Source organism: Pseudomonas sp. UF-293 (genome assembly GCF_058245595.1).
This window is the reverse complement of sequence record NZ_JBSICA010000002.1, coordinates 100926-122757: the sequence shown is the minus strand read 5'-3', so window position 1 is coordinate 122757 and position 21832 is coordinate 100926. Positions and strand designations below refer to the sequence as shown.

Here is a 21832-nt window from a genome sequence, read left to right as displayed (position 1 = left end):
AGCCTCGCTCGATGCGGGGCTTTTTTGCGGCTATCGTTTAGCGGGGGACGGACTCCCTTGAACCGCACAAGAGGCATACGCACATGCGTCAGCATTCGGTCATCCACACACCGAAAATCAGCGATTACGAAGAACTGACCCGGGTCTGGGAGGCCTCGGTTCGCGCTACTCATCAGTTCCTGCCGGACAGCTACATCGAGCTGCTGCGCAATCTGGTGCTCACCCGCTATCTCGACGCGGTCATGCTGATCTGCACCAAGGACCGCCAGCAGCGCATCACCGGGTTTGCCGGTGTGGCGGCGGGCAAGATTGAAATGCTGTTCATCGATCCTGATCATCGTGGTCAAGGCTTGGGCAAGCAGTTGCTCCGCTATGCGATCGAACGGCTCAACGCCGATGAACTCGACGTCAATGAGCAGAACCCGCAAGCCTTGGGCTTTTATGAAAAGCAGGGCTTCGAGGTGATCGGCCGCTCCGAGGTCGATGGCATGGGCCAGCCGTATCCGCTACTGCATATGCGCCTGCGGCAGTCCCAGCAGCGCTCAAGCAACGGCTGACACACCATGAAACCCCTGTGGGAGCGAGCCTGCTCGCGAAGGCGGTGTACCAGTCACTGCACACATCGACTGGCAGGACGCCTTCGCGAGCAGGCTCGCTCCCACATTGAATACAGCGCCTGCAAATGGAACCGGGCTTAACCGCTTCCACACAGGTACAATGCCCACCCCTTTTTTGTTACGGCCCTGTCATGACTGACCCGATTCGCCTCTCCAAACGCCTCATCGAACTGGTCGGTTGCTCCCGCCGGGAGGCCGAGCTGTTCATCGAGGGCGGCTGGGTCACCGTGGACGGCGAAGTCATCGATGAGCCGCAATTCAAGGTTGGCGAGCAAAAGGTCGAGCTCGACAAGGACGCCAAGGCCACCGCGCCGGAGCCGGTGACCATCCTGCTCAACGCGCCCGCCGGCATGGATGTCGACAGCGCCATGCAATCGCTCAGCGCCGAAACCCTCAGCGAAGAGCATCGCTACGGCAAACGTCCGTTGCGCGGGCATTTCCTGCGCCTGACCGCCAGCGCCGACCTGCAGCCCAAGGCCAGCGGCCTGTTGGTATTCACCCAGGACTGGAAAATCCTGCGCAAGCTCACCGCCGACGCGGCGAAGATCGAGCAGGAATACATCGTCGAAGTCGAAGGTGAGATGGCTGCCCACGGCCTCAACCGTCTGCAGCATGGCCTGACCCACAAGGGCAAGGAGCTGCCGCCGGTCAAGGCCAGCTGGCAGAACGAAAACCGTCTGCGCTTCGCCATGAAAAACCCGCAGCCGGGAATCATCGCGCAGTTCTGCGAAGCGGTTGGCCTGAAGGTCATCGGCATCCGTCGCATCCGCATCGGCGGCGTGTCGATCGGCAAGGTCCCGCTCGGCCAGTGGCGTTACCTGTCCGGCAAAGAGAAGTTCTAGAACTTCCACTGCCGCCACACATTTCGGCAGCGCCCGCGAGCGCTGCCCACAACGCATCAGGATTACCGACATGGTTCATAACGACGTACTGCGCAGCGTGCGCTACATGCTCGACATCAGCGACAAGAAAGTTGTCGAGATCATCAAACTCGGCGGCATGGACGTCACGCTCGCCGATGTCATCACCTGGCTCGACAAGAAAGAAGAAGACGAAGAAGGCTTCGTACGCTGCCCGGACGAAGTCATCGCGCACTTCCTCGACGGCCTGGTGATCTTCAAGCGTGGCAAGGACGAAAGCCGTCCGCCACAGCCGATCGAAGTGCCGGTGACCAACAACATCATTTTGAAAAAACTGCGTGTGGCCTTCGAACTGAAAGAAGACGACATGCACGCGATCCTCAAGGCTGCCGAGTTCCCGGTGTCCAAGCCTGAGCTGAGCGCACTGTTCCGCAAGGTCGGCCACACCAACTATCGCCCGTGTGGCGATCAGTTGCTGCGTAACTTTCTCAAAGGACTCACGCTGCGCGTTAGAGCGTAAAGCTGCTACAAGCTGCAAGCTGCAAGTTAGCCCCTGCTTTAACTTGCCGCTTGTGGCTTGCAACTCGAAGCTGGCCGCATGGCCCCTCATTCCCTGCAAAAATAGTGGCTCCGCTTTTCGCGGCTGACGACTAGGGTGTATTGATCCCTAATCTTCAGGATTCGCCATGCATCCCTACTTTTCCCTGCAAGGCCGCACCGCTCTGGTGACTGGCGGTACTCGTGGTATCGGCAAAATGATCGCCAAGGCGTTCGTCGAGGCCGGCGCCCATGTCTACGTGTGCTCGCGCGACGTCGAAGCCTGCCATCAAACCGCCGAAGAACTTGGCGCCTTGGGCACTTGCCACGGCGTGGCGGCAAATCTGGCGACCGAAGAAGGCGTGCGGGAACTGGCCGCGCGCCTGGGCGAGCAGATCACTCATCTGGACATTCTGGTGAATAACGCCGGCACCACGTGGGGCGCGCCGCTGGAGAGCTATCCGGTCAAGGGCTGGGAAAAGGTCATGCAGCTCAACGTGACCTCAGTGTTCAGTTGCATCCAGCAGTTCTTGCCGCTGCTGCGAGAGGCCGGTTCAGCGGCGAATCCGGCACGGATCATCAATATTGGTTCGGTAGCGGGGATTTCTTCGTTTGGCGAGCAGGCGTATGCCTATGGGCCGAGCAAGGCCGCCCTGCATCAGTTGTCGCGCATTCTCGCGCGGGAACTGGTGAGCCAGCACATCAACGTCAACGTGATTGCGCCGGGAAGGTTCCCGAGCAAGATGACCCAGCATATCGGTAATGATGAACAGGCGCTGGCTGAGGATACTGCGCTGATTCCGATGAAGCGCTGGGGGCGCGAGGAAGAGATGGCGGCGCTGGCGATCAGCCTGGCGAGTACGGCGGGGGCTTATATGACCGGGAATATCATTCCTCTTGATGGTGGCTTCAGCCTGTAGGTCGGCGGTGCAGCCTTCGCGAGCTGGCTCGCTCCCACAGGGGTTTCGTACACGACGCAGCTTCATTGTGGGAGCGAGCCTGCTCGCGAAGAGGCCAGCCCTGTCACCACCAGACTTGAAGCGAGCCGGGTTATCATGCCCGCCCTACCCCGCTTCGATCCAAGACCATGACTTACAGCGTCTCCCCCATCGGCTTCGTGCGCTCCTGCTTCAAGGAGAAGTTCGCCATCCCGCGCCAGCCGCAACTGGCCCCGGCCGCCCGTGGCGTACTGGAACTGGTCGCGCCGTTCGACCAGGGTGACGCCGTGCAGGGGCTAGAGCAGGTCAGTCATGTCTGGCTGTTGTTTCTGTTCCATCAGGCCCTCGAAGACAAGCCACGCCTGAAGGTGCGCCCGCCCCGGCTGGGCGGCAACAAGTCGATGGGCGTGTTCGCCACCCGCGCCACGCACCGGCCGAACGGCATCGGGCAATCGGTAGTCAAGCTGGACAGGTTCGAAGCCAATCGGCTGTTTATCTCCGGGATCGATCTGCTCGACGGCACGCCGGTGCTGGATATCAAACCGTACGTGCCCTATGCCGACATCATCCCCGGGGCAACCAATGACATCGCCAGCGCGGCGCCGCAGTTGATCGACGTGCGGTGGGTGGAAGCGGCCTTGAAACAAGCGCACGCCCACGCTCAGCGTCTCGATGAGCCATTGATTGAGCTGATTGAACAGTGCCTGGCTCAGGATCCGCGCCCGGCGTATCAGACACCGGCACCGGAACGTGAATATGGCGCGCAGTTCTGGGATCTGGACGTGCGCTGGCATTACCCGACGCCCGAACAGATCCGCGTGCTGGAAGTCATCCCGGCCGAAGCATAAAGCCCGCAAACGAAAAAGCCCGCGCGGCCTTCTCAGGCAACGCGGGCTTTTACTGTCACACCCAAAAACCAACTGTGGGAGCGAGCCTGCTCGCGAAGGCGTCGTGTCATGCAACATCAACGTTGATGACAGACCGCATTCGCGAGCAGGCTCGCTCCCACAGGTATCGCAGGTTATTTTTCGACGAACGCACGCTCGATCAGGTAATCACCCGGCTCGCGCATCCGCGCCGAGATCTTCAGGCCGAAGCTGTCGAGCACTTCGCTGGTCTCGTCGAGCATGCTCGGGCTGCCGCAGATCATCGCGCGGTCGTCCTGCGGGTTGATCGGTGGCAGGCCGATGTCGCTGAACAGCTTGCCGCTGCGCATCAGGTCAGTCAGACGACCCTGATTCTCGAATGGCTCGCGGGTCACCGTAGGGTAGTAGATCAGCTTGTCACGCAGCGCCTCGCCGAAGAACTCGTTCTGCGGCAGGTGCTCGGTGATGAACTCGCGGTAGGCGACTTCGTTGACGTAACGCACACCGTGAACCAGGATCACTTTTTCGAAGCGCTCGTAGGTTTCCGGGTCCTGAATGACGCTCATGAACGGCGCCAGACCAGTGCCTGTGCTCAGCAGGTACAAATGCTTGCCCGGGTTCAGGTCATCAAGAACCAGCGTGCCGGTAGGCTTCTTCGAGATGATGATCTCGTCGCCTTCCTTCAAGTGCTGCAACTGGGAGGTCAGTGGACCGTCCTGCACCTTGATGCTGAAGAACTCGAGATGCTCTTCCCAGTTCGGGCTGGCGATCGAGTAAGCGCGCATAAGCGGGCGGCCGTTGGGTTGTTGCAGGCCGATCATCACGAACTGACCGTTCTCGAAGCGCAGGCCCGGATCGCGGGTGCACTTGAAGCTGAACAGAGTGTCGTTCCAGTGATGAACACTGAGGACACGCTCGTGGTTCATGTTGCTCATGTACGTTTGACTCCTGGAGATTGGTCTGCGCGGCTCAATGAGGCTTAACGTGCGCAATTGCATCGCATTCTAATAGCGACGACAATATCTGTTAACTGGATTATTAAGATAAGGGTTATCGGTTATATCGATATGCGATTTACTCTCCGTCAACTGCAAGTCTTCGTCGCCGTCGCCCAGCAGGAAAGCGTATCCCGTGCTGCGGGTCTGCTCAACCTCTCGCAGTCGGCGGCCAGCACTTCGATCACCGAGCTCGAGCGTCAGTCCAGCTGCCAACTGTTCGACCGCGCCGGCAAACGCCTGAGCCTCAACGCCCTCGGCAAACAACTGTTGCCGCAAGCCGTGGCCCTGCTCGATCAGGCCAAGGAAATCGAAGACCTGCTCAATGGCAAATCCGGTTTCGGCTCTTTATCAGTGGGGGCGACGCTGACCATTGGCAACTATCTGGCCACCCTGCTGATCGGCAGCTTCATGCAGCGACACCCGGAAAGTCAGGTCAAGCTGCACGTGCAGAACACTGCCAATATCGTGCAGCAAGTCGCGCATTACGAAATTGATCTGGGTCTGATTGAAGGCGATTGCAGCCACCCCGACATCGAAGTGCAGAGTTGGGTCGAGGATGAGCTGGTGGTGTTCTGCGCGCCGCAGCATCCGTTGGCCAAACGCGGCAGCGCGACCATGGAAGAGCTGACCCACGAGGCGTGGATTCTGCGTGAACAGGGTTCCGGCACGCGCCTGACCTTCGACCAGGCCATGCGTCACCATCGCAGCGCGCTGAACATCCGTCTTGAGCTGGAACACACCGAAGCGATCAAGCGCGCAGTGGAATCAGGTTTGGGGATTGGCTGCATTTCGCGGTTGGCGCTGCGCGATGCCTTCCGCCGGGGCAGTCTGGTGCCGGTGGAGACGCCAGACCTGGATCTGGCGCGGCAGTTCTACTTCATCTGGCATAAACAGAAGTACCAGACTTCGGCCATGCGCGAATTCCTCGAGCTGTGCCGCGCCTTCACCGCCGGGGTGCAGCGCAGCGACGAGATCGTCTTGCCGACCATCGCTTAAAGCAGAATCACCGCCCACACCAGTCCGATCATGCTCAACGCCACGAACTGCGCGGCGCTGCCCATGTCCTTGGCGTTCTTCGACAGCGGGTGCAATTCCAGCGAGATGCGGTCAATGGCCGCTTCCACCGCCGAATTCAGCAACTCGACAATCAGAGCCAGCAAACACACGGCAATCAACACCGCCTGCTCGACACGGCTGACATTGAGGAAGAATGTCAGCGGAATCAGCACCACGTTGAGCAGCACTAATTGGCGGAATGCCGCTTCGCCAGTGAAGGCCGCGCGCAGACCGTCGAGCGAGTAGCCGGACGCGTTGAGGATGCGTTTCAGGCCGGTTTGGCCCTTGAAAGGTGACATAAGAAAGAAACCAGCCAAAAAGGAGTGGGGAAGCTAGATCAACGAAAGTCAAAAAAGCGTGAAACTGCCAGCCATCACTGGCTCGGAATTGACTCAAGTTGTTGCAGCAGTAAAGCCGCTTGCGTGCGAGTGCGCACGTTCAATTTACGAAAGATCGCCGTGACATGGGCCTTGATGGTCGCTTCCGATACGCCCAACTCATAAGCGATCTGCTTGTTCAGCAGACCTTCGCAGACCATGGTCAACACACGGAACTGCTGCGGCGTCAGACTGGCAAGGCCATCACTGGCAGCTTTCGCCTCATCCGACACGCTCACCGCTTCGAAGGCTTGCGGCGGCCAGAACACGTCGCCATCGAGCACTTTGCGCACGGCTTCCTGGATCACGCTCAAGTCACTGGATTTGGGAATGAAGCCGCTGGCGCCGAACTCGCGGGATTTGACCATCACCGAGGCTTCTTCCTGGGCCGAAACCATCACCACCGGAATCTGCGGATACTGCCCGCGCAGCAGCACCAAGCCGGAAAAACCGTAGGCGCCGGGCATGTTCAGATCCAGCAGGACCAGATCCCAGTCAGCCTTTTCGGTCAGGCGAGCTTCCAGTTCGGCAATGCTCGCCACTTCCACCAGCCGCACATCCGGGCCAAGGCCCAGCGTCACTGCTTGATGCAGCGCGCTGCGAAACAGGGGGTGATCATCGGCAATCAGGATGTCGTATGTGGCCATTTTTCAAATGATCCTGTTTTTGATGGCAGACGCGGTGCATTCCGCTCTGACCAAAGCAACTCGAGACAGCGCTTGGAGGCGCGATCCACAGGGGCACGTTCAACGCCAATCAACAGCAAACACGGCGTTTCAAACCTTGGCCGCACCCTAATCGGCGCCAAGCATGCCCAGCGTAACCGGGGTGGTCAAGCAACATGGCCAGCGCTGTCGACAGTATGGGCCACTATTGGGCCAACTCCGGCTGCGGCTTTCGTATATAGGGCAACAGCTCGGCGTGAGCGGGGGTCGATTCGTTCATGTCCAGTTGCTGCTTGGCACCTAGGTAATGCTGGCTGAACACATCGAAATAGGCGTCCAGCGCCGAGGCGGCAACGCTGTCACCGGCCAGTTCCAGGCACAGTGCGGCGACTTCAGCGGTACACAAATGCTCGCTGCGAGTCGAACGGCGCAAGCGATAGCGCGAGAGTCTGTCGGGCAGCAGGCTGAGGATCGGCAAGCGGTCGAAATACGGACTCTTGCGAAAGATCTTGCGCGCCTCGGTCCACGTCGCATCGAGCAGAATGAACAGCGGGCGCTTGCTGCTATCGACTGTCACCGTGTTGGTCACCCGCGACGGCTCGACATACTCACCCGGAAACACCAGATACGGCTGCCACTGCGGATCGTTGAGCAGTGCGAGCATCTGCGAGTCGGGCTCGGTGCGTGACCAGATGAACGCATGGTTATCGCGCACCACGTCGGCGATCAGCCAACCGGTGTTGCTTGGCTTGAACACTTCCTTGCCGGTCATGATCAGACACACGCCGGAACGGGTGTCGACGCTTGGCCGCCACGCGCACAGGCAATGACTGATGATCACTCGACAATCGCGGCAGCGTTCAGAGCGAAAGCCGCGCGCCTGAATCGGCTTGATGCCTTCGTCCTCACGCTGATCGCGCAGGCGGGCCACGGCGTTGGGGGCATGGTTCATCGCAGGCAACACCGGCAGACAGGGAAACTCGGCACAAAAGACACTCGGCAGGGCAATAATGGCCGGCAGTTTACCAGAGCGACGGCCACAAGCCTGTACCGTCCAGACCGGCTCCCCTATAATTTGCCGCCACTGAACGCACCGCCCCGTGACGGGTCGAACCACCAGTCACCGAATCAGGAGAGTTTCATGCTGCGCCTTATCGTTCCCACCGCTGCCATTCTGCTGGCGTCGTCCTTTACTGCTCAGGCTGCGTCCCTGAGTGAGCAGAATCTGAACCGAGAGCTGCGCAACGTCGCCGCCCAAAGCAGCGTCGGCACGCCACGGGCGATCAATGAAGACATTCTTGATCAGGGCTACACCGTCGAGGGCACGCAGTTGATCAACCATCTGAGCGTGCAGAAGAGCCACGCCGACAAGATGCGCGCCGATCCCAAGGCTGTGTATTTCCAGTTGGGCGCGTCGGTGTGCAACAACCCGTCGTACCGCAAGCTGATGGCCAAGGGCGCGATCATGCGTTATGACTTCACCGAAGTGAAAACCAACAAAGCGATCGGTTCGGCCAGCTATCAGGAATCCGACTGCCCGAAAGCCGCGCCTGCCAAGAAAAAGTAATCAGCGCGAAGCCTTGGCGCGCCGCTGTTCATCCTCGGCGCGCAGTTCCGCCACCAGAGCCTGCAGATAGCGCGAGCGACGTTCGCCGCCGGCCAATCGTCGGCAGCACTCCTCCTCGAGACTCAACTGATGGGTCTTGGCCGACTCTTGCAACATCCGATACAGCTGCGTATCGATCTCCAGAACCACTCTGACCATGCATCCCGCCTCCTTGCCACCCTCGAATCCTTGAATTTTCCCGCCTTGCGCAAACGCAAGGTTGTCTTGCGACGTCTGTATTTGAGTAAATCAGAGTGATGGCCCTTTGCGATACGTTCAGACGAGCGGCGAGGCTTTGGCGCAAATCAGTAAGCGGTTGCCAGACAAAACGTTACAGCGCACTGTTCAAGTCAGCGCGAATGCGTGCGAGGGTCTAGATTGAGAGTATTCCCGATCATTCGTTAACGGCAGAAATGGAACTGCCGGCCCTGTGTGTTTTTGCAGTGCGGCCCTGGCGCTGGTCGTCAGGGCTACCCGCTCTGTACAGAAGGAGACGTTGAATGCCTTATCAACCGAACGACCTCTTGAGCCGTCATTTTCAGGAAAACGGCGACCTTATCAGCCAGCTCGAAGCCCTGCTCAACCGTGTTTCCACCGACAGCCCGAACATCCCTATCTACCGCGACATGATCCTGACCGTGCTGCGCATGGCCCAGGAGGATCACAACCGCTGGAACGCCAAGATCACCCTGCAAGCCCTGCGTGAACTGGAGCAGGCGTTCCGCGTGCTTGAGCAATTCAAGGGCCGGCGCAAAGTCACCGTGTTCGGCTCGGCGCGTACGCCAGTGGAACATCCGCTATACGCGATGGCCCGCGAACTCGGCGCAGCGCTGACGCGTGCAGAGATGATGGTCATCACCGGAGCCGGCGGCGGCATCATGGCCGCCGCCCACGAAGGAGCCGGCCGCGATCACAGCCTGGGCTTCAATATCACCCTGCCCTTCGAACAACATGCCAACCCCACGGTGGATGGTACTGACAAGCTGTTGCCCTTCCACTTTTTCTTCACTCGCAAACTGTTCTTCGTCAAAGAGGCTGACGCTCTTGTGCTGTGCCCGGGCGGTTTTGGCACCCTTGATGAAGCGCTGGAGGTGCTGACGCTGATTCAGACCGGCAAAAGCCCATTGGTGCCGGTGGTGTTGCTGGATGTTCCAGGCGGGACGTTCTGGCAAGGAGCGCTGGACTTTATCCGCAATCAGCTGGAAGAAAACCGCTATATTTTGCCGACCGATATGAAGCTGATGCGACTGGTCTACAGCGTTGAAGAAGCGGTGGATGAGATCAATCGGTTTTACAGCAACTTCCACTCCAGCCGCTGGCTCAAGCGCCAATTTGTGATCCGCATGAACCACAAGCTGAGCGACCAGGCACTGGCGCGGATGCAAGAGGAGTTCGCCGATCTGTGCCTGAGCGACGAGTTTCATCAACACGCCTACAGCGGTGAAGAACACGACGATGCACAGTTCAGCCATCTGGCACGGCTGGCGTTTGCCTTTAATGGCCGTCCCCATGGTCGTCTGAGGGAGTTGGTCGACTTTATCAACCTGCCGGAAAACTGGGCCGATTCAAAACCGCCCACTGCACAACGCTCACGCGAGCCTTCCAACGTGATTTGAAAGCAAAAAAAGGCCCGCTATTTTCTAGAAAATAGCGGGCCTTTTTTGTTGAATCGGTCTAATCGTCCATCCCTCGACCGCTGAACAAGCGGTTGATCATCTCCATCGAGAACCCTCGATACGCCAGAAACCGGCCTTGCTTGGCCCGTTCTTTCGCATCAATCGGTAAATGCCCGGAGAATTTGCGTTGCCACGTATCCTGAAGCTGCGCCTGCCAATTGATACCGCTTTCGCGCAGGGCGATTTCGATATCGGTACGTTGCAAACCCCGCTGACTGAGTTCCTCACGAATTCGCAGAGGGCCATAGCCGGAACGGGCGCGGTAGGAAACAAAACTTTCAAGGTAGCGGGCTTCGGAAAGCAGCCCCTCTTCCGTCAAACGGTCGAGGGCTGTTTCGATCAGCTCCGCCTCGGCGCCACGCTGACGCAGCTTGCGCGTCAACTCGACTCGACCATGCTCGCGACGTGCGAGCAGGTCCATGGCGGTTCGCCGCACCGCGACGAGGGTATCCAGTACGGCGGTGGTCATCGCTGCAATCAGAGGTCAGCGTCGGCCAGGTCGTCTTCGGTCTCTTTGACCGCCGACGCCTTGGAGTCCGCGATCACGGCTGGCGACAGCAGCTTGTCACGCAGCTGCTTTTCGAGCTTCGTGGCGATTTCCGGGTTATCCGCCAGGAACTTGGCCGAGTTGGCCTTGCCCTGACCGATCTTGGTGCCTTCGTAGGCATACCAGGCGCCGGACTTCTCGACGAAACCGTGCAGCACACCCAGGTCGATCATCTCGCCGTTGAGGTAGATGCCTTTGCCGTAAAGAATCTGGAACTCGGCCTGACGGAACGGCGAAGCCACCTTGTTCTTCACAACCTTGACGCGGGTTTCGCTGCCGACCACTTCGTCGCCTTCCTTCACCGCGCCAGTACGACGGATGTCGAGACGAACCGAGGCGTAGAACTTCAGCGCGTTACCACCGGTAGTGGTTTCCGGGCTACCGAACATCACGCCGATCTTCATACGGATCTGGTTGATGAAGATGACCAGGCAGTTGGCGTTCTTGATGTTACCGGTGATTTTACGCAGCGCCTGAGACATCAGACGTGCTTGCAGGCCGACGTGCATGTCGCCCATTTCACCTTCGATTTCAGCTTTCGGTACCAGTGCCGCCACGGAGTCGACGATGATCACGTCAACGGCGTTGGAGCGCACCAGCATGTCGGTGATTTCCAGGGCCTGTTCGCCGGTGTCCGGCTGGGAGACCAGCAGGTCATCGACGTTGACGCCCAGCTTGCCGGCGTACTCTGGATCGAGTGCGTGCTCGGCGTCGACGAATGCACAGGTCGCGCCGGCTTTTTGCGCCTGGGCGATCACGGACAAGGTCAGTGTGGTTTTACCGGAGGATTCAGGACCGTAGATTTCAACGATACGGCCTTTTGGCAGACCGCCGATGCCGAGTGCGATGTCCAGACCCAGAGAGCCAGTAGAGATGGCCGGGATCGCCTGACGGTCCTGATCGCCCATACGCATTACGGCACCCTTGCCGAATTGACGTTCGATCTGACCCAGGGCCGCAGCCAAGGCTTTCTTCTTGTTGTCGTCCATTAAAGTCCTCACGTAATCAATAAGGCCTGACGGCCAACACCTGTATAAGTAGCCAGTATTATTCCACAGCGCTCGAAGATCGCCTACCCCTGATTTTCGATTTCTCGTGCCGCTAGTCGCACAAGCCCCTCTAGCGCGGCCTTCACCGTTTGTCGGCGGACTTCATCACGGTTGCCGGGGAAGTGCTGAACCTCACTGTAAACCTCATCGCCCACACCCCAGGCCAGCCACACTGTGCCCACCGGTTTGTTCGGCGTGCCGCCGTCGGGGCCAGCGACACCGCTGACCGCCACGGCAAAATGCGCCAGGCTCTTGTCCCGCGCGCCACGCGCCATGGCCTCGACCACCTCGCGACTGACCGCGCCAACCGTCTCGAACAGCTCGGCCGGCACATGCAGTTGCTGGGTCTTCTGCCGATTGGAATACGTCACGTACCCCGCCTCAAACCAGGCCGAACTGCCCGGAATCCGCGTGATCGCTTCGGCAATCCCGCCGCCGGTGCAAGACTCGGCGGTGGTGACGTGGGCATTGAGCACTTGTAGACGTCGGCCCAGTTCTGCGGCCAGTTGGGTGGTCTCTTTCACGGCGAGCTCCGGATCGTGTGGAATGCCTTCACCGTACACGAGCCGGACGCGCTTTCAATACACAGAATCATTCAAAATGTTCGGACGCCAGCGCTCTGACATAGGCCTGACACGCCTGCAAGGCAATCAGTCCGCGGTCGCCGGTGTCGGTGATGGCGATAATTCTTTGAGCATGCGCCGGGTCAAGTCGGGCGCGTACGGTTGCAGGATCCACGCCGCCGGTGCCGGCGGTGGCTGGCACCGCACAACCGTGGGCAACGTCGCTGGCGTCGAGAAGGACTGACAACCGAACATCGGCAGTAGCAAGGCGATCGCGCAGGCGATCCTGATCACGTTGGGCATCGCTCAGCGCTCGATAATGGATGTGTTCACTCGCGGAGAGCCGCTGCTCCAGTGCCAGGCGTTTATCCTGCTCGTCCTGCTGTGCACTCGCGGCGGTTTGAGTGAGTTGATTTTGCGTCTCGGCGTTTAACCGCGCTTGGTCGGCCAATTGCCGACCGTAGCGCCAGTCCTGAAACTGCCACGCCGCTGCGAAAGCCCCGGCCACCAGAAACAACAGACCAATCACCCGCCAGGAGCCGGACATAGCACCGCCCTCGCCCGCGCCCAGATCTCGAGCCGATCCTGCAAGCCGTTCAACCCGCCGTTGATACGGCGGGTGATGGTGTTGAATTGGTCCGCGTCGGCCAGTTCATTCAGGCTCTTCTGCGCCCAGAACCACGCCGCCGATTCGGCCGCCCATTGCGGTTGCTCGAGCAATTCGGGCAACGCCAAAAGGCGCTCATCGCCAAACAACCCGAGGCTGCATTGTCGATAGTTGGCGCGACCGGTGATTTGTATTAGCCCACGTCCTCGGTACTTTTGCCCGTCGCCATCCGCCTCCGGCGTATTGCCCAGTCGCAGCGCCAGGGTGCCGGTGTCGTATTTGCTCAGGTATTGGTTGTTGCCCAATTCGCGCACGTAACGCAATTGGCCCGACTCGTGACCGACCTGTGCCAGAAACGCCGCGATGCGCTTGCGCGTATCGATGCGCTGCCTGGCCATCGCGGTGTTGAGTGGCGAAACAAAAACGCCCGCTTGTGTGCGGGCGTTGGGCATGATGTCGATAAGGTGTTTTTCAGTTATTTGCATGATGCTTGATCCTCCCTGGATATTGTCCCGATTGAATCACGGCTGGCGGCTGAAGCTTGCCAGCCATTTATTTGCCAGAGTTTTCCGCGAAAGTATTTGTGAGCGACGCTGGGTCAGGGCGTCGCTACCAACCAGCGCGGTGCCACCGGGCGATGCTCGCTGAAGGGAAAGGAAGACCCTTGCGGCCAATCGCGCAATTCACGTCGATAGGCTTGCAGTTCGGCATATTGTCCAGTGGTCAGCGTCGTGCCACCGCCATCCTCCAATTCATCGCGATCGCGTGCAACCATGCCATCGGTGGCTGCCAATTGCGCATTGCGCCATAGACGTTCAATGTCCTCGACTTCTGCTGCCGAGGGTGGCGGTGGATCAACCAGAATCGGGTAGCCATTGTCCGCACGCACCCCAATCATTTTCGCACTCACGGCCAGTTGCTGCAGCAGCGAGATCCAGTAACCCTGAGGAATTTCGATGACGTCGTCGGGGATGTCCGTCGAGTTGATGCCAGGTACGTAAACACCTCGGGTGGTGGCGCTGAATAAAACGTTGAAGGTGTTCATTCAATAGCCCTTTACGAAATAGTTGACGGTGCAGTTGGCAGCCAACTGCGCATTCGCATCGCGAATTTTCAAGGTGCAGCCCTGCTGGTTGGCGGCATTCAGCACGATCATTGCGGTGTCACCTCCCGCATGTGTGGCCACGAGCGAGAAATAGGCCCTCGGAAACGAGATTGGAAATGTCACGTAGACCAGTCCCGCAGCATTCGACAGACCTGAGCCCCATTGATCGATATTGCCGCTGGCGTGTTTTTGATAACCTTGGGCACTCGTCAATCCGGAAAAAAGCGAGGCATATTTCAGACTCGCCGTCCCGTGTACCGCCCAGGCTCCACTTTCCCTGACGATGGTGGCGCTCTCGCCACTGTTGATCACTATCGAATTCAACAAGACGCCTTGCGGGCTTATCTTGGCGGCGCCCGGGTGTGCAATCGTGACCGGAGCATTGCTGCGGCAGTGAAATGCAATGGCGGCGCCCATTGGAACCTTGTCGATGTCCGGCAGGGTCACGGTGTAAGGCGAGTTACCACCCAGACCTAACGACCAGCCCAGGTCAGCGAGAGTTAGTTGCGTAGTTGCAAGGATGTCACGCGCGCCCGCGTAGCTGCCAAGAGCCCGCTGAACATACTCGCAAGTCGCCGCCGAACGGCTGATATCGAAGGGTGCGGCGGTCCTAAAAAGCTGAGCGCTGCGCAGTGCGCCCAGCATTTGCGTGTTGGACGCTTCACTCGGCGTCAGCCCGCCGGCTTGAACGACACTCAGGATTTCCTGGGTGACACCATTGCCCCAACTCGCCGGAATCAGCGATCCCGGTCTGCCGTTCAGCGGGTCTTCATCAACAAAGCTGCCATCCACCAACCCTGCGCTGGGGACGCTTTTTGGGTAATCCATTACTGTTCTCCTGTTTTGATAGCGAGCCATGCGGGTGCCAGAGGGCGGGCATTCAACGCCGGGAAAAGCGCTGAGTCAGGCCAGTCGCGCAATGCCTGTCGGTACTCAAGCAGTTCCAGATACTGCGTGGGCTTGAGCGATGTGACGCGTCCCAGATCCTGTTCATCGCGATGCCGCGAGACCAACCATTCGTTCGTCGCGAGAGAGGCTTGGCGCCAGACACGGGCGGCCATCGCAGGTTCCTCCTCTGCAACAATGGGAGCCTGAGCTATCACGCGGCTCTGCTGTGCAGGCAATTCTCCGGCGACTGTCGGAAGCCCGCTGATCGGCGCACCGATCTCGACCTCTTGACCATCCAGCACGCGAACCATCGTATCGACGAAAGATGGAGCAAACAGTTGGCTGATCGCGTACTCACCGGTATCGATCCGTTCGACGACCACGCCGTTCTCGACCCGTGCATAAATGGCCATTATTCGTACTCCCAGATTTCACAGAAGGCGTTGCCGCCGGCGCCGCTGACCACTGAGGCCGTGGCCAGAACCGAACATGAGCCGCTGCCCCCGGAACCACGGGTGCCGGCGCTGCCTGGGGTGTCCGACCCCGTGAACGGGCCGCCTCCGTCGAACGCACTCGCGGCTCCGCAACCGGATAGCAAGCCCCAGTTAGCGTTGCTCATGCCGAATCCACCCGAAATGCCCCGAGCATTGCAAAGATTGCCACCCGTCACGGTCCCGCCAACACCGCCCTGAATGAATCCAGATGATGTAGCCGACGTCACGATCGCCAGTTTTTGCCCACCACCACCGCCCGAAACACTCATGTAGGCGCCAAAAGAAGCTCCACCGCCCGCCAGGCCTGTGGAGTTGCTGACCGCACCACCCGCGCCCAGCGAAACCGGGACACCGGCGAGCATTTGCGTGGTGACGTCATACAGGCTTTCCGCGTAACCACCTGAACCGCCACCTCCCCCCAGAATCTGGCTGCCCGCAGGCACCGGCCCACACCCGCCACCGGAACCACCCGCGCCCACCAACCGCACTCGGATCCGCTTTGCTTTGGGATTTGGCTTGTAAACCGTAATACCGACCGTCTCGATCTGTCTGACCGCCAGCAGCCGCCCCACTGCATCGGTGATGCCGTAGCCACTCAACGTCGTCGGGGTATTCTTTAATTTGGTGAAATCGACCAAGGCAACCAATGCCGTAGCCAACTGATCGGTTTTCGCCTCATCCGGCGTAAGGCCGGCCGCCTTGATCGCGTTGAGAATCTCTTGTGTAACGCTGTTGCCCCACACCGCCGGAATCAACGAGCCCGGTGTCCCCGCCACCGGGTTTTCATCGACGAAGCGGCCATCGACCAGTCCGACGCTGGGGACGCTTTTTGGATAATCCATAAGATGTTCGCACCTTGAAATGACAAATGACCGGCATCGGCAAAACGTTCTTCGCCTACCTGTTCACGGTCTGTTGTCAGAAAATAAAAAGCCCACATCGAAGTGGGCTTGGGTGACGCAGAACTGAGTTTTTGATTTAGCTGGATGGACTGTTGACCAGTTCGCGAATGGCGACCAATGCTTCGTCAACAGCACTGCGCGCCAGATCCATGGTGCCCTTGGCAGCCTGCGCACGAATCTGCGCTTTGGCCTTCAGTCGCAACGTACGCAGCGCCAACAGATGGTCGGTCAGTTGATCGGCCTTGCTCAGAATTTGCTCGGCGGCCTGTTTGGCGCTGCGCCCTTTGGCAACCCACGCTGCGACCGAAAGCGGCACCTCCTTTTTCGGGTAACCGGCGTCGCTGAAAGCCTGAGCGTCTGCGGCGGCCTGTGCGTACTCCATGGCCTTGAGTGGATCGCCGGCCAGTGCGTTGCGAGCGTTGTCTGCGGCGGCGTCGACTTTGGCGCAAAGGCGTTCGGCTTCCTGCAGATCCAGTGCAATTTGCATATCTGCATTGAAAATCCAGTTCTGCCCATCCCACTCGTGCGCAGCCGACGGTTGCGGCAGGCGCAACTCACCGTCGCACTGATGAAGCTCCTGAATAACGATCATCGAATAAGCTCCCACGAGAATTGCACGTTCACCGCGTCGGAAAAGTTGATGGCAATGCCCGCGCTGTAATCCGTGATGGGATGGGTTTTGATGCCCATGCTCAGCAATAGCTCATCGCTGTCGGCATTGGATTGGCCCAGGTTGTGCTCGGCCTGATAGCACTGCCACAGCGAGCGCAAATTTGCGTGGTCGAAACTCGCCGCCAACGTCGAAACCGTGACGTCATTAACGATGTTGTTGGTGAACAGTACGCACGGTGAAACCGTTGCCGGGTTCCACCCTCCCGGGTTGTTTGAACTGCCCGTCAGGATCGGCGACAGGAAGCAGTAGTTGCCTCCAGCCCAACCGGTGGACGGAAAGCCGACTGAGGTGACCGCCGTCGACGATGGCGTTGGATTACCGGCGACTAGCCGTGCCGCACGCGCGTGGGGGTCGAGCGGTAAAAATATCGCCCCTGTGCCATTTACCGTTTGCGTCCAGGTCAAACGAGCGCGGTTGTAAATGGTCCGCACAACCGGCACCGAACCGGGTGCTCCGGTTATCACCCACGCCAGACACATGTCCAGAGGCGTGGACTGAAAACCGCCGCCGGCAGCGCCGTTGACGGTACCTTTGAGTGAGTCAGGCACGACATCATGAATGCCACCGCGTTGGGTGTAGAACGTGAGTACCCCAGCGATAACTTGCGCTCGCAGAAAGTAATGGCTGCTGGGCAGCAAGTCGGCGCTGCTCCACGCCATCGTCACGAAGGTGCGCGCACGCCCGAGTTGGCCGGCCACTACTTCCTGGCCAAGGCTAATAAAGGTTCCCGCTGCGATCGAAATCCGGCCACCACTGGTTGAGGCCGCCGCCGGACTGACCGGCAGACGTGCATCGGCGGTAGCAACGGTGGGCAAAGGCAAAGCAGCCAGCGGCAGCGCCAGATCCTGGTTCCAGCCTTTGGCCGTCACCGATTGAATCGCCTGCAACAACTGATCATATTTCTTCTCGTCCGGCGTCAGATCCGCCGCCTTGATCACGTTGAGAATTTCCTGCGTAACTCCGTTACCCCAATCCGCCGGAATCAACGATCCCGGCGTCCCCGTCATGGGGTTCTCATCCACAAATTTGCCATTCACCAGTCCGGCGCTGGGCACGCTATTCGGATAGTCCATCTGCTCATCCCTCCCTAGTCATAATTGATGTGCACCTTGGTATGCGCCGGCGCGCTGCGGTGGATCAGGCATTCCAGCGCCGAGCCCGGGTTGACGCCGAAGCGCTCGCCCCAGTAGCTCGCGCCGTAACGCCGGCCGAGCAGCAGGCGGCCGCCGGTGTTGAGCGTCCACATGAACTGCGCTTCCCAGGTGCCCCAATGCGCCGAGCCGAAACGTGCACGGCCCATGCGCGGGGCTTCGTGTTCGGTGATGCTGGCGTTGGGGTAGCCCTGGCTTTTGGCGATGTCGAGGTAGTAGCCGATAGCCTGGCTGCCGACCGCGAGCAGGCGACGGCGTACGGCGAGGCGGCGATCGTCGAACAGCGGCGTGGTGCCCAGGCACGGGTCGGGAAGTTGCATGACGCGTTCCCAGTCGGGCACCAATTCGCTGACGCCGGCCGGGTCCATTTCGTTGAGCAGATCGGCAGCCCGGGCGTCGAGGCGGGCCAGTTCGACGGCGACGCCTTGCAACACTTCTTCGAGTTCCGGCACGCGTTCCGGATCCCATGCCGGGCCACTGGGCAGCAAAGCGCGCAGTTGCGCCTGGTATTGCGCGGCGGTTCTTATGCCCCCCATATGCAGCCTCCGAAGGTCAGCAGTTCGCTCTGCCCGGCCGGCACGTCGGCTGCCGGTGCGCTGAGGCTGTGATCGTATTCGCCGCCGGCGCTGCTGATCGCTTCGCGGATATGGCTGATCAGCAGCGGCACACCCAAATCTGCCTCGCGGTTATGCAGATCACGCAGTTGCGCTTCGACGGCGGCGCGAACCGCAGTGGTGTCCGGTTCGACGCGCTTGAAGCGATACACCACCGGCACTTGAACCGGCCGCTGCACATGCACTTCTGCGGTCACCGGACGCAGCGGTTCGATGTACTCCTGAACCTCCGCCAACTGCTCATCGTTCGGCACCGGTTGCGGGTCTTCATCACGCATGATGAACACCGTCACCGTGCCCGGCCCAAGCAGGCCGCCCCGGCACCACGCCCGCGTCACACCCGGCACTTCCAGTGCCCAGGTTTCGTAGTCGCTGGCCGCGCCACCGTGGGGAATCACGCGGTAGGATCGAATGACCCGCGAGCGCAGCGACTCGAGGCTTTCGCGCGCCACGCCACCGCTGAGGCCCGGCGCCAGCACCACGAAGCTGTTGCCGACAATCCCGGCAATCGGTTGCACCGGGGTCAGTGTCAGACCGGCGTCGGCGTTGCCCAGACTGCCGGCCTCCAGCGCCGCAATCGTGGTGGTGTTGCTGCCATTGACCGTGGTGCGCGCAGTGGTGACTTTGTAGGTCCGGCCATCGTTCGTTTGCAGCAGCGTGTCAACGTCGAGCACGGCGCCAGGTGTTGCAGTAAAACTGATGCTGCCGGTAGCCACCTGTGCGGCTTTGCGCGGCTGGTTGAGGCGCAGTGCGGCGATGCGTTCCAGGGTTGACTCGTCAGCCTTGTCCGGCAGGATCTGCTCGGCAATCCAGTCGAGATAACCGTACAGGCCATAAGCGGCGCCGCCGAGGGTACGGGCCAACACTTGCGCATCGGACTGGCGCAGCGAATCGCCGGCCAGGTCGCTTTGGGTGCGCTTGATCAGCACCGGCAGCGAAGGGGTTTCAAACGGCATAGATCACCTGCCAACTGTTATCGGGGTTGATATCCAGACGCTCGCCGTCAGCCAGAGTCAGGACCGTGCGCAGGTTCAGGCGCTGGGCGTCGAGGCGTTCGCTGATGATGTCGATCGCGCTGCAGTGGCCGTCGTCGAGCAGCCACTGCAGGGCTTCGCGGGCATAGAACTCTGCGTCCATCTGCGTTTGCCGGGTCAGCTTGACCCGGCGCAACAGCCACAGCCGCGAGCCGATGCGATCGTCGGCAACCGTGGGAAAACTGTCGCCCCACCAGCCGAAACGCTCTTCGTCATCGAGGGAGTCGTCATCGGCGGCGCGACGCCAGGTGAACAGGCTGATCAGGACGGCGCGGGTCAGCGCGGCGTGGAGGTTCTGGCTGATGAACATCATTGGCCTCCTGCCGGCGCGCCGGTCTGACCGTTGCCGGCCTGCACGCCAACATGCACGTGTTTGATCTGGCTGATGCCGCCGGCCAGTTGATCACCGGTGGAGACGATCTTGCCGGTCTGGTTTATCACCGGCGTGTCGAAGTTCACCGCGCTGCTGGCGCGGATGTTCAGCGTGGCGGTTTCGATGTCGATGATCCGCCCGCGCTTGAAGTGAATCCTGTCGCCCTCGTCGGTGTAGATCGCCACTTCACCGGCAGCGAGTGCTTGCAGGCGATAGCGGCGGTCGGCGATGACCAGGGCGATGGCGTGGGAGCGGTCGCCGCCGATGAAGGTGACGACCCCTTCAGCGCCAGCCAACGGATGGCTGGTGAAACCGTAGGGTTCGAAGTGTTCGAGGTCGTCGTTGACTTCACCGGCGGTGAGGCGCATTTGCAGCGATTGCAGTTTCGAAGCCGAATTGGCGAGCACGACAGTGCCGCGCGCCAGCAGGCGTGTCAGTAGGCTCATGGGGTGTCCTTGAAAAGAGTCGCCCGAATGGGATCAGTGTGGGAGCGAGCCTGCTCGCGAACGCGGCGGGTCAGGCGCTGTGATGTTGAGGCTGGCGACGCTTTCGCGAGCAGGCTCGCTCCCACAGGGTTCGGGGTCAGGCTCAGGTTTTTTTCGGGGGCGCCGGATCAGGATCAAAGGTATACGGCGGCGCCACTTGCAAGGTGGTCACCGATCCCTGCGCCGACAACGAATAGGTGACCTTGGAGATCAGCATGTCGCCATCGAAATCCAGCACCGGATCCTTGACCTTGACCAGTGTGTTATGGCGCCACAAATCACCGTTGCTCTGCCGCCAGCCCTGCACCTGATAGGTGGTGGTCTGTGCGCGGCCCATGCGGGTCGCGCTTTCCCACTGGGCACGCTGCTGCGCCAACTCAAAGGTCAGTTGCGTGCCTTCGTTGATCACCGTGGTGCGCCGCCGTTTGAAGCTCAGATCCGCCGCCGTCGACTCGACTTCGCTGACCGCCGCGCCGCTTTTTGCATCCGAGCCTTTTTGCTGGCCGATCACCCGGTACTCGGAGAACACCTGGCTGAAATCCATCGGCGTACTGGCCGACAGAATGTTCTTGCCCAGCTCCAGCGCATCGCTAGCGCGCCCGCCGCTGCCGGGTTTGGCCAACACCAACTGACCCAGCTCGTTGTCGGTGGAAAACACCCGCAGCAGCGACAGCAATCGGTCGATCGACTGGAATACCGTTTCACCCGGCACGATGGTGTGTTTGGTCAGGCGTGTGGTGTCGCTGATTTCGTTGACCACCCACAGCCCATATTCGCTAGCCAAATCCCGGACGATGCTGAGCAAGGGTTGTTGCTGCCATTGACTGGGCAGGTTGCGGGCGGCGCAATCGACCAGATCCTGGGTCTTCGAACTGCCTTCGATGGTCAGGCTGATCTGCCGCCCGTCATAGCGGACAGGTGCCTTGAACACGTAGCCGGTGAGCACCAGGTCCTTGCCGATTTTTACTTCGCAGGGGTCGCCGGGTTTGATCCTTTGATCCACGGTCTGACCGGGCCACTGCCAGGTAATGTCGAGCTTGAAAGTGCGGAACTGACGCTCCAGATCGGCAGTGATTTCGACGCTTTTCCAGCCGCCGTATTCCATGTCGTTGACCGTCAGCGTGACGTGGTTATCCAATTCGTTCATGGCA

Annotated in this window: 29 protein-coding genes; 8 read left to right on the top strand and 21 right to left on the bottom strand. The window is 60.1% G+C overall.

What is annotated here, in order from left to right:
• The first annotated feature begins 83 nt into the window (after window positions 1-83).
• From AC4IHP_RS02990 to tsaA, 5 genes are all read left to right on the top strand, one after another.
• Window positions 84-557: a GNAT family N-acetyltransferase gene (locus AC4IHP_RS02990; RefSeq protein ID WP_073475936.1), complete on the top strand. Its 474-nt coding sequence runs from the start codon at window positions 84-86 to the stop codon at window positions 555-557.
• A 191-nt stretch (window positions 558-748) separates the two neighbouring features.
• Window positions 749-1459, top strand: a complete 711-nt coding sequence (locus AC4IHP_RS02985; RefSeq protein WP_039762586.1) for an rRNA pseudouridine synthase — start codon at window positions 749-751, stop codon at window positions 1457-1459.
• 70 nt (window positions 1460-1529) lie between these two features.
• Complete coding sequence (locus AC4IHP_RS02980; RefSeq protein ID WP_016771408.1) at window positions 1530-1997, top strand: YehS family protein; 468 nt, start codon at window positions 1530-1532, stop codon at window positions 1995-1997.
• 166 nt (window positions 1998-2163) lie between these two features.
• Entirely contained in the window at window positions 2164-2934 is a 771-nt protein-coding gene (locus AC4IHP_RS02975; protein WP_490830837.1) for an SDR family oxidoreductase, read from the top strand.
• A 167-nt stretch (window positions 2935-3101) separates the two neighbouring features.
• Window positions 3102-3800, top strand: coding sequence for a tRNA (N6-threonylcarbamoyladenosine(37)-N6)-methyltransferase TrmO (gene tsaA / locus AC4IHP_RS02970; protein WP_490830836.1), 699 nt, complete (start codon window positions 3102-3104; stop codon window positions 3798-3800).
• A gap of 173 nt (window positions 3801-3973) precedes the next feature.
• Here tsaA and fpr read toward each other — a convergent pair whose 3' ends face one another.
• Window positions 3974-4753: a ferredoxin-NADP reductase gene (gene fpr / locus AC4IHP_RS02965; protein ID WP_007908723.1), complete on the bottom strand. Its 780-nt coding sequence runs from the start codon at window positions 4751-4753 to the stop codon at window positions 3974-3976.
• A gap of 132 nt (window positions 4754-4885) precedes the next feature.
• Here fpr and AC4IHP_RS02960 point away from each other — a divergent pair, with 132 nt between their 5' ends.
• The gene (locus tag AC4IHP_RS02960; RefSeq protein WP_024011881.1) at window positions 4886-5812 is read left to right on the top strand and encodes a LysR family transcriptional regulator; all 927 of its coding nucleotides are present in this window, start codon (window positions 4886-4888) and stop codon (window positions 5810-5812) included.
• Here AC4IHP_RS02960 and AC4IHP_RS02955 read toward each other — a convergent pair.
• The 3 genes from AC4IHP_RS02955 to AC4IHP_RS02945 form a co-directional block, all read right to left on the bottom strand.
• Window positions 5809-6171, bottom strand: coding sequence for a diacylglycerol kinase (locus AC4IHP_RS02955; RefSeq protein ID WP_016771411.1), 363 nt, complete (start codon window positions 6169-6171; stop codon window positions 5809-5811). The two genes, AC4IHP_RS02960 and AC4IHP_RS02955, sit on opposite strands and share 4 nt — an antisense overlap.
• A gap of 74 nt (window positions 6172-6245) precedes the next feature.
• Window positions 6246-6896, bottom strand: coding sequence for a response regulator transcription factor ErdR (gene erdR / locus AC4IHP_RS02950; RefSeq protein ID WP_460124574.1), 651 nt, complete (start codon window positions 6894-6896; stop codon window positions 6246-6248).
• A gap of 223 nt (window positions 6897-7119) precedes the next feature.
• The gene (locus AC4IHP_RS02945) at window positions 7120-7866 is read right to left on the bottom strand and encodes a tRNA-uridine aminocarboxypropyltransferase (protein WP_460124571.1); all 747 of its coding nucleotides are present in this window, start codon (window positions 7864-7866) and stop codon (window positions 7120-7122) included.
• A 189-nt stretch (window positions 7867-8055) separates the two neighbouring features.
• On the opposite strand from AC4IHP_RS02945, the gene AC4IHP_RS02940 reads away from it, so the two are divergent.
• The gene (locus tag AC4IHP_RS02940; protein WP_007908738.1) at window positions 8056-8481 is read left to right on the top strand and encodes a PA3611 family quorum-sensing-regulated virulence factor; all 426 of its coding nucleotides are present in this window, start codon (window positions 8056-8058) and stop codon (window positions 8479-8481) included.
• On the opposite strand, the gene AC4IHP_RS02935 is transcribed toward AC4IHP_RS02940, so the two are convergent.
• Window positions 8482-8679: a hypothetical protein gene (locus tag AC4IHP_RS02935; protein ID WP_460124568.1), complete on the bottom strand. Its 198-nt coding sequence runs from the start codon at window positions 8677-8679 to the stop codon at window positions 8482-8484. It lies immediately after the preceding gene.
• Window positions 8680-9020: 341 nt separating this feature from the next.
• On the opposite strand from AC4IHP_RS02935, the gene AC4IHP_RS02930 reads away from it, so the two are divergent.
• Window positions 9021-10136: an LOG family protein gene (locus tag AC4IHP_RS02930; RefSeq protein ID WP_490830835.1), complete on the top strand. Its 1116-nt coding sequence runs from the start codon at window positions 9021-9023 to the stop codon at window positions 10134-10136.
• Window positions 10137-10194: 58 nt separating this feature from the next.
• On the opposite strand, the gene recX is transcribed toward AC4IHP_RS02930, so the two are convergent.
• The 16 genes from recX to AC4IHP_RS02850 all read right to left on the bottom strand — a co-directional run bounded on the left by recX (window position 10195) and on the right by AC4IHP_RS02850 (window position 21828).
• Window positions 10195-10665, bottom strand: a complete 471-nt coding sequence (gene recX / locus AC4IHP_RS02925) for a recombination regulator RecX (protein WP_024011877.1) — start codon at window positions 10663-10665, stop codon at window positions 10195-10197.
• A gap of 8 nt (window positions 10666-10673) precedes the next feature.
• A complete protein-coding gene (gene recA / locus AC4IHP_RS02920) occupies window positions 10674-11732 on the bottom strand; it encodes a recombinase RecA (protein ID WP_460124562.1) in 1059 nt (352 codons plus the stop codon).
• An 83-nt stretch (window positions 11733-11815) separates the two neighbouring features.
• Window positions 11816-12316, bottom strand: a complete 501-nt coding sequence (locus AC4IHP_RS02915; protein ID WP_460124559.1) for a CinA family protein — start codon at window positions 12314-12316, stop codon at window positions 11816-11818.
• A 67-nt stretch (window positions 12317-12383) separates the two neighbouring features.
• Complete coding sequence (locus AC4IHP_RS02910; protein WP_490830834.1) at window positions 12384-12902, bottom strand: lysis system spanin subunit; 519 nt, start codon at window positions 12900-12902, stop codon at window positions 12384-12386.
• Complete coding sequence (locus tag AC4IHP_RS02905) at window positions 12881-13447, bottom strand: glycoside hydrolase family 19 protein (protein ID WP_490830833.1); 567 nt, start codon at window positions 13445-13447, stop codon at window positions 12881-12883. Before AC4IHP_RS02905 ends, AC4IHP_RS02910 begins: the two co-directional genes overlap by 22 nt.
• A 113-nt stretch (window positions 13448-13560) precedes the next feature.
• A complete protein-coding gene (locus AC4IHP_RS02900) occupies window positions 13561-14007 on the bottom strand; it encodes a phage tail assembly chaperone (RefSeq protein WP_490830832.1) in 447 nt (148 codons plus the stop codon).
• Complete coding sequence (locus AC4IHP_RS02895; protein ID WP_460124547.1) at window positions 14008-14895, bottom strand: gp53-like domain-containing protein; 888 nt, start codon at window positions 14893-14895, stop codon at window positions 14008-14010.
• The gene (locus AC4IHP_RS02890; RefSeq protein ID WP_490830831.1) at window positions 14895-15368 is read right to left on the bottom strand and encodes a tail fiber assembly protein; all 474 of its coding nucleotides are present in this window, start codon (window positions 15366-15368) and stop codon (window positions 14895-14897) included. The genes AC4IHP_RS02895 and AC4IHP_RS02890 overlap by 1 nt, the downstream gene beginning before the upstream one ends.
• Complete coding sequence (locus AC4IHP_RS02885) at window positions 15368-16291, bottom strand: hypothetical protein (protein WP_490830830.1); 924 nt, start codon at window positions 16289-16291, stop codon at window positions 15368-15370. The genes AC4IHP_RS02890 and AC4IHP_RS02885 overlap by 1 nt, the downstream gene beginning before the upstream one ends.
• Window positions 16292-16427: 136 nt before the next feature.
• On the bottom strand, window positions 16428-16943 hold the full coding sequence (locus AC4IHP_RS02880; RefSeq protein WP_490830829.1) for a phage tail protein: 516 nt from the start codon (window positions 16941-16943) through the stop codon (window positions 16428-16430).
• Window positions 16940-18097 (bottom strand): phage tail protein, encoded by a 1158-nt coding sequence (locus AC4IHP_RS02875; protein ID WP_490830828.1) that lies wholly within the window; start codon window positions 18095-18097, stop codon window positions 16940-16942. The genes AC4IHP_RS02880 and AC4IHP_RS02875 overlap by 4 nt, the downstream gene beginning before the upstream one ends.
• 14 nt (window positions 18098-18111) lie before the next feature.
• Window positions 18112-18711 (bottom strand): YmfQ family protein, encoded by a 600-nt coding sequence (locus AC4IHP_RS02870; RefSeq protein ID WP_460124532.1) that lies wholly within the window; start codon window positions 18709-18711, stop codon window positions 18112-18114.
• On the bottom strand, window positions 18699-19745 hold the full coding sequence (locus AC4IHP_RS02865) for a baseplate J/gp47 family protein (RefSeq protein WP_490830827.1): 1047 nt from the start codon (window positions 19743-19745) through the stop codon (window positions 18699-18701). Before AC4IHP_RS02865 ends, AC4IHP_RS02870 begins: the two co-directional genes overlap by 13 nt.
• Entirely contained in the window at window positions 19735-20133 is a 399-nt protein-coding gene (locus AC4IHP_RS02860) for a phage GP46 family protein (protein WP_490830826.1), read from the bottom strand. The genes AC4IHP_RS02865 and AC4IHP_RS02860 overlap by 11 nt, the downstream gene beginning before the upstream one ends.
• Window positions 20133-20642 (bottom strand): phage baseplate assembly protein V, encoded by a 510-nt coding sequence (locus AC4IHP_RS02855; protein WP_039762553.1) that lies wholly within the window; start codon window positions 20640-20642, stop codon window positions 20133-20135. The genes AC4IHP_RS02860 and AC4IHP_RS02855 overlap by 1 nt, the downstream gene beginning before the upstream one ends.
• Before the next feature lie 142 nt (window positions 20643-20784).
• Window positions 20785-21828 (bottom strand): phage baseplate assembly protein, encoded by a 1044-nt coding sequence (locus AC4IHP_RS02850; protein ID WP_490830825.1) that lies wholly within the window; start codon window positions 21826-21828, stop codon window positions 20785-20787.
• Window positions 21829-21832: the final 4 nt, after the last annotated feature.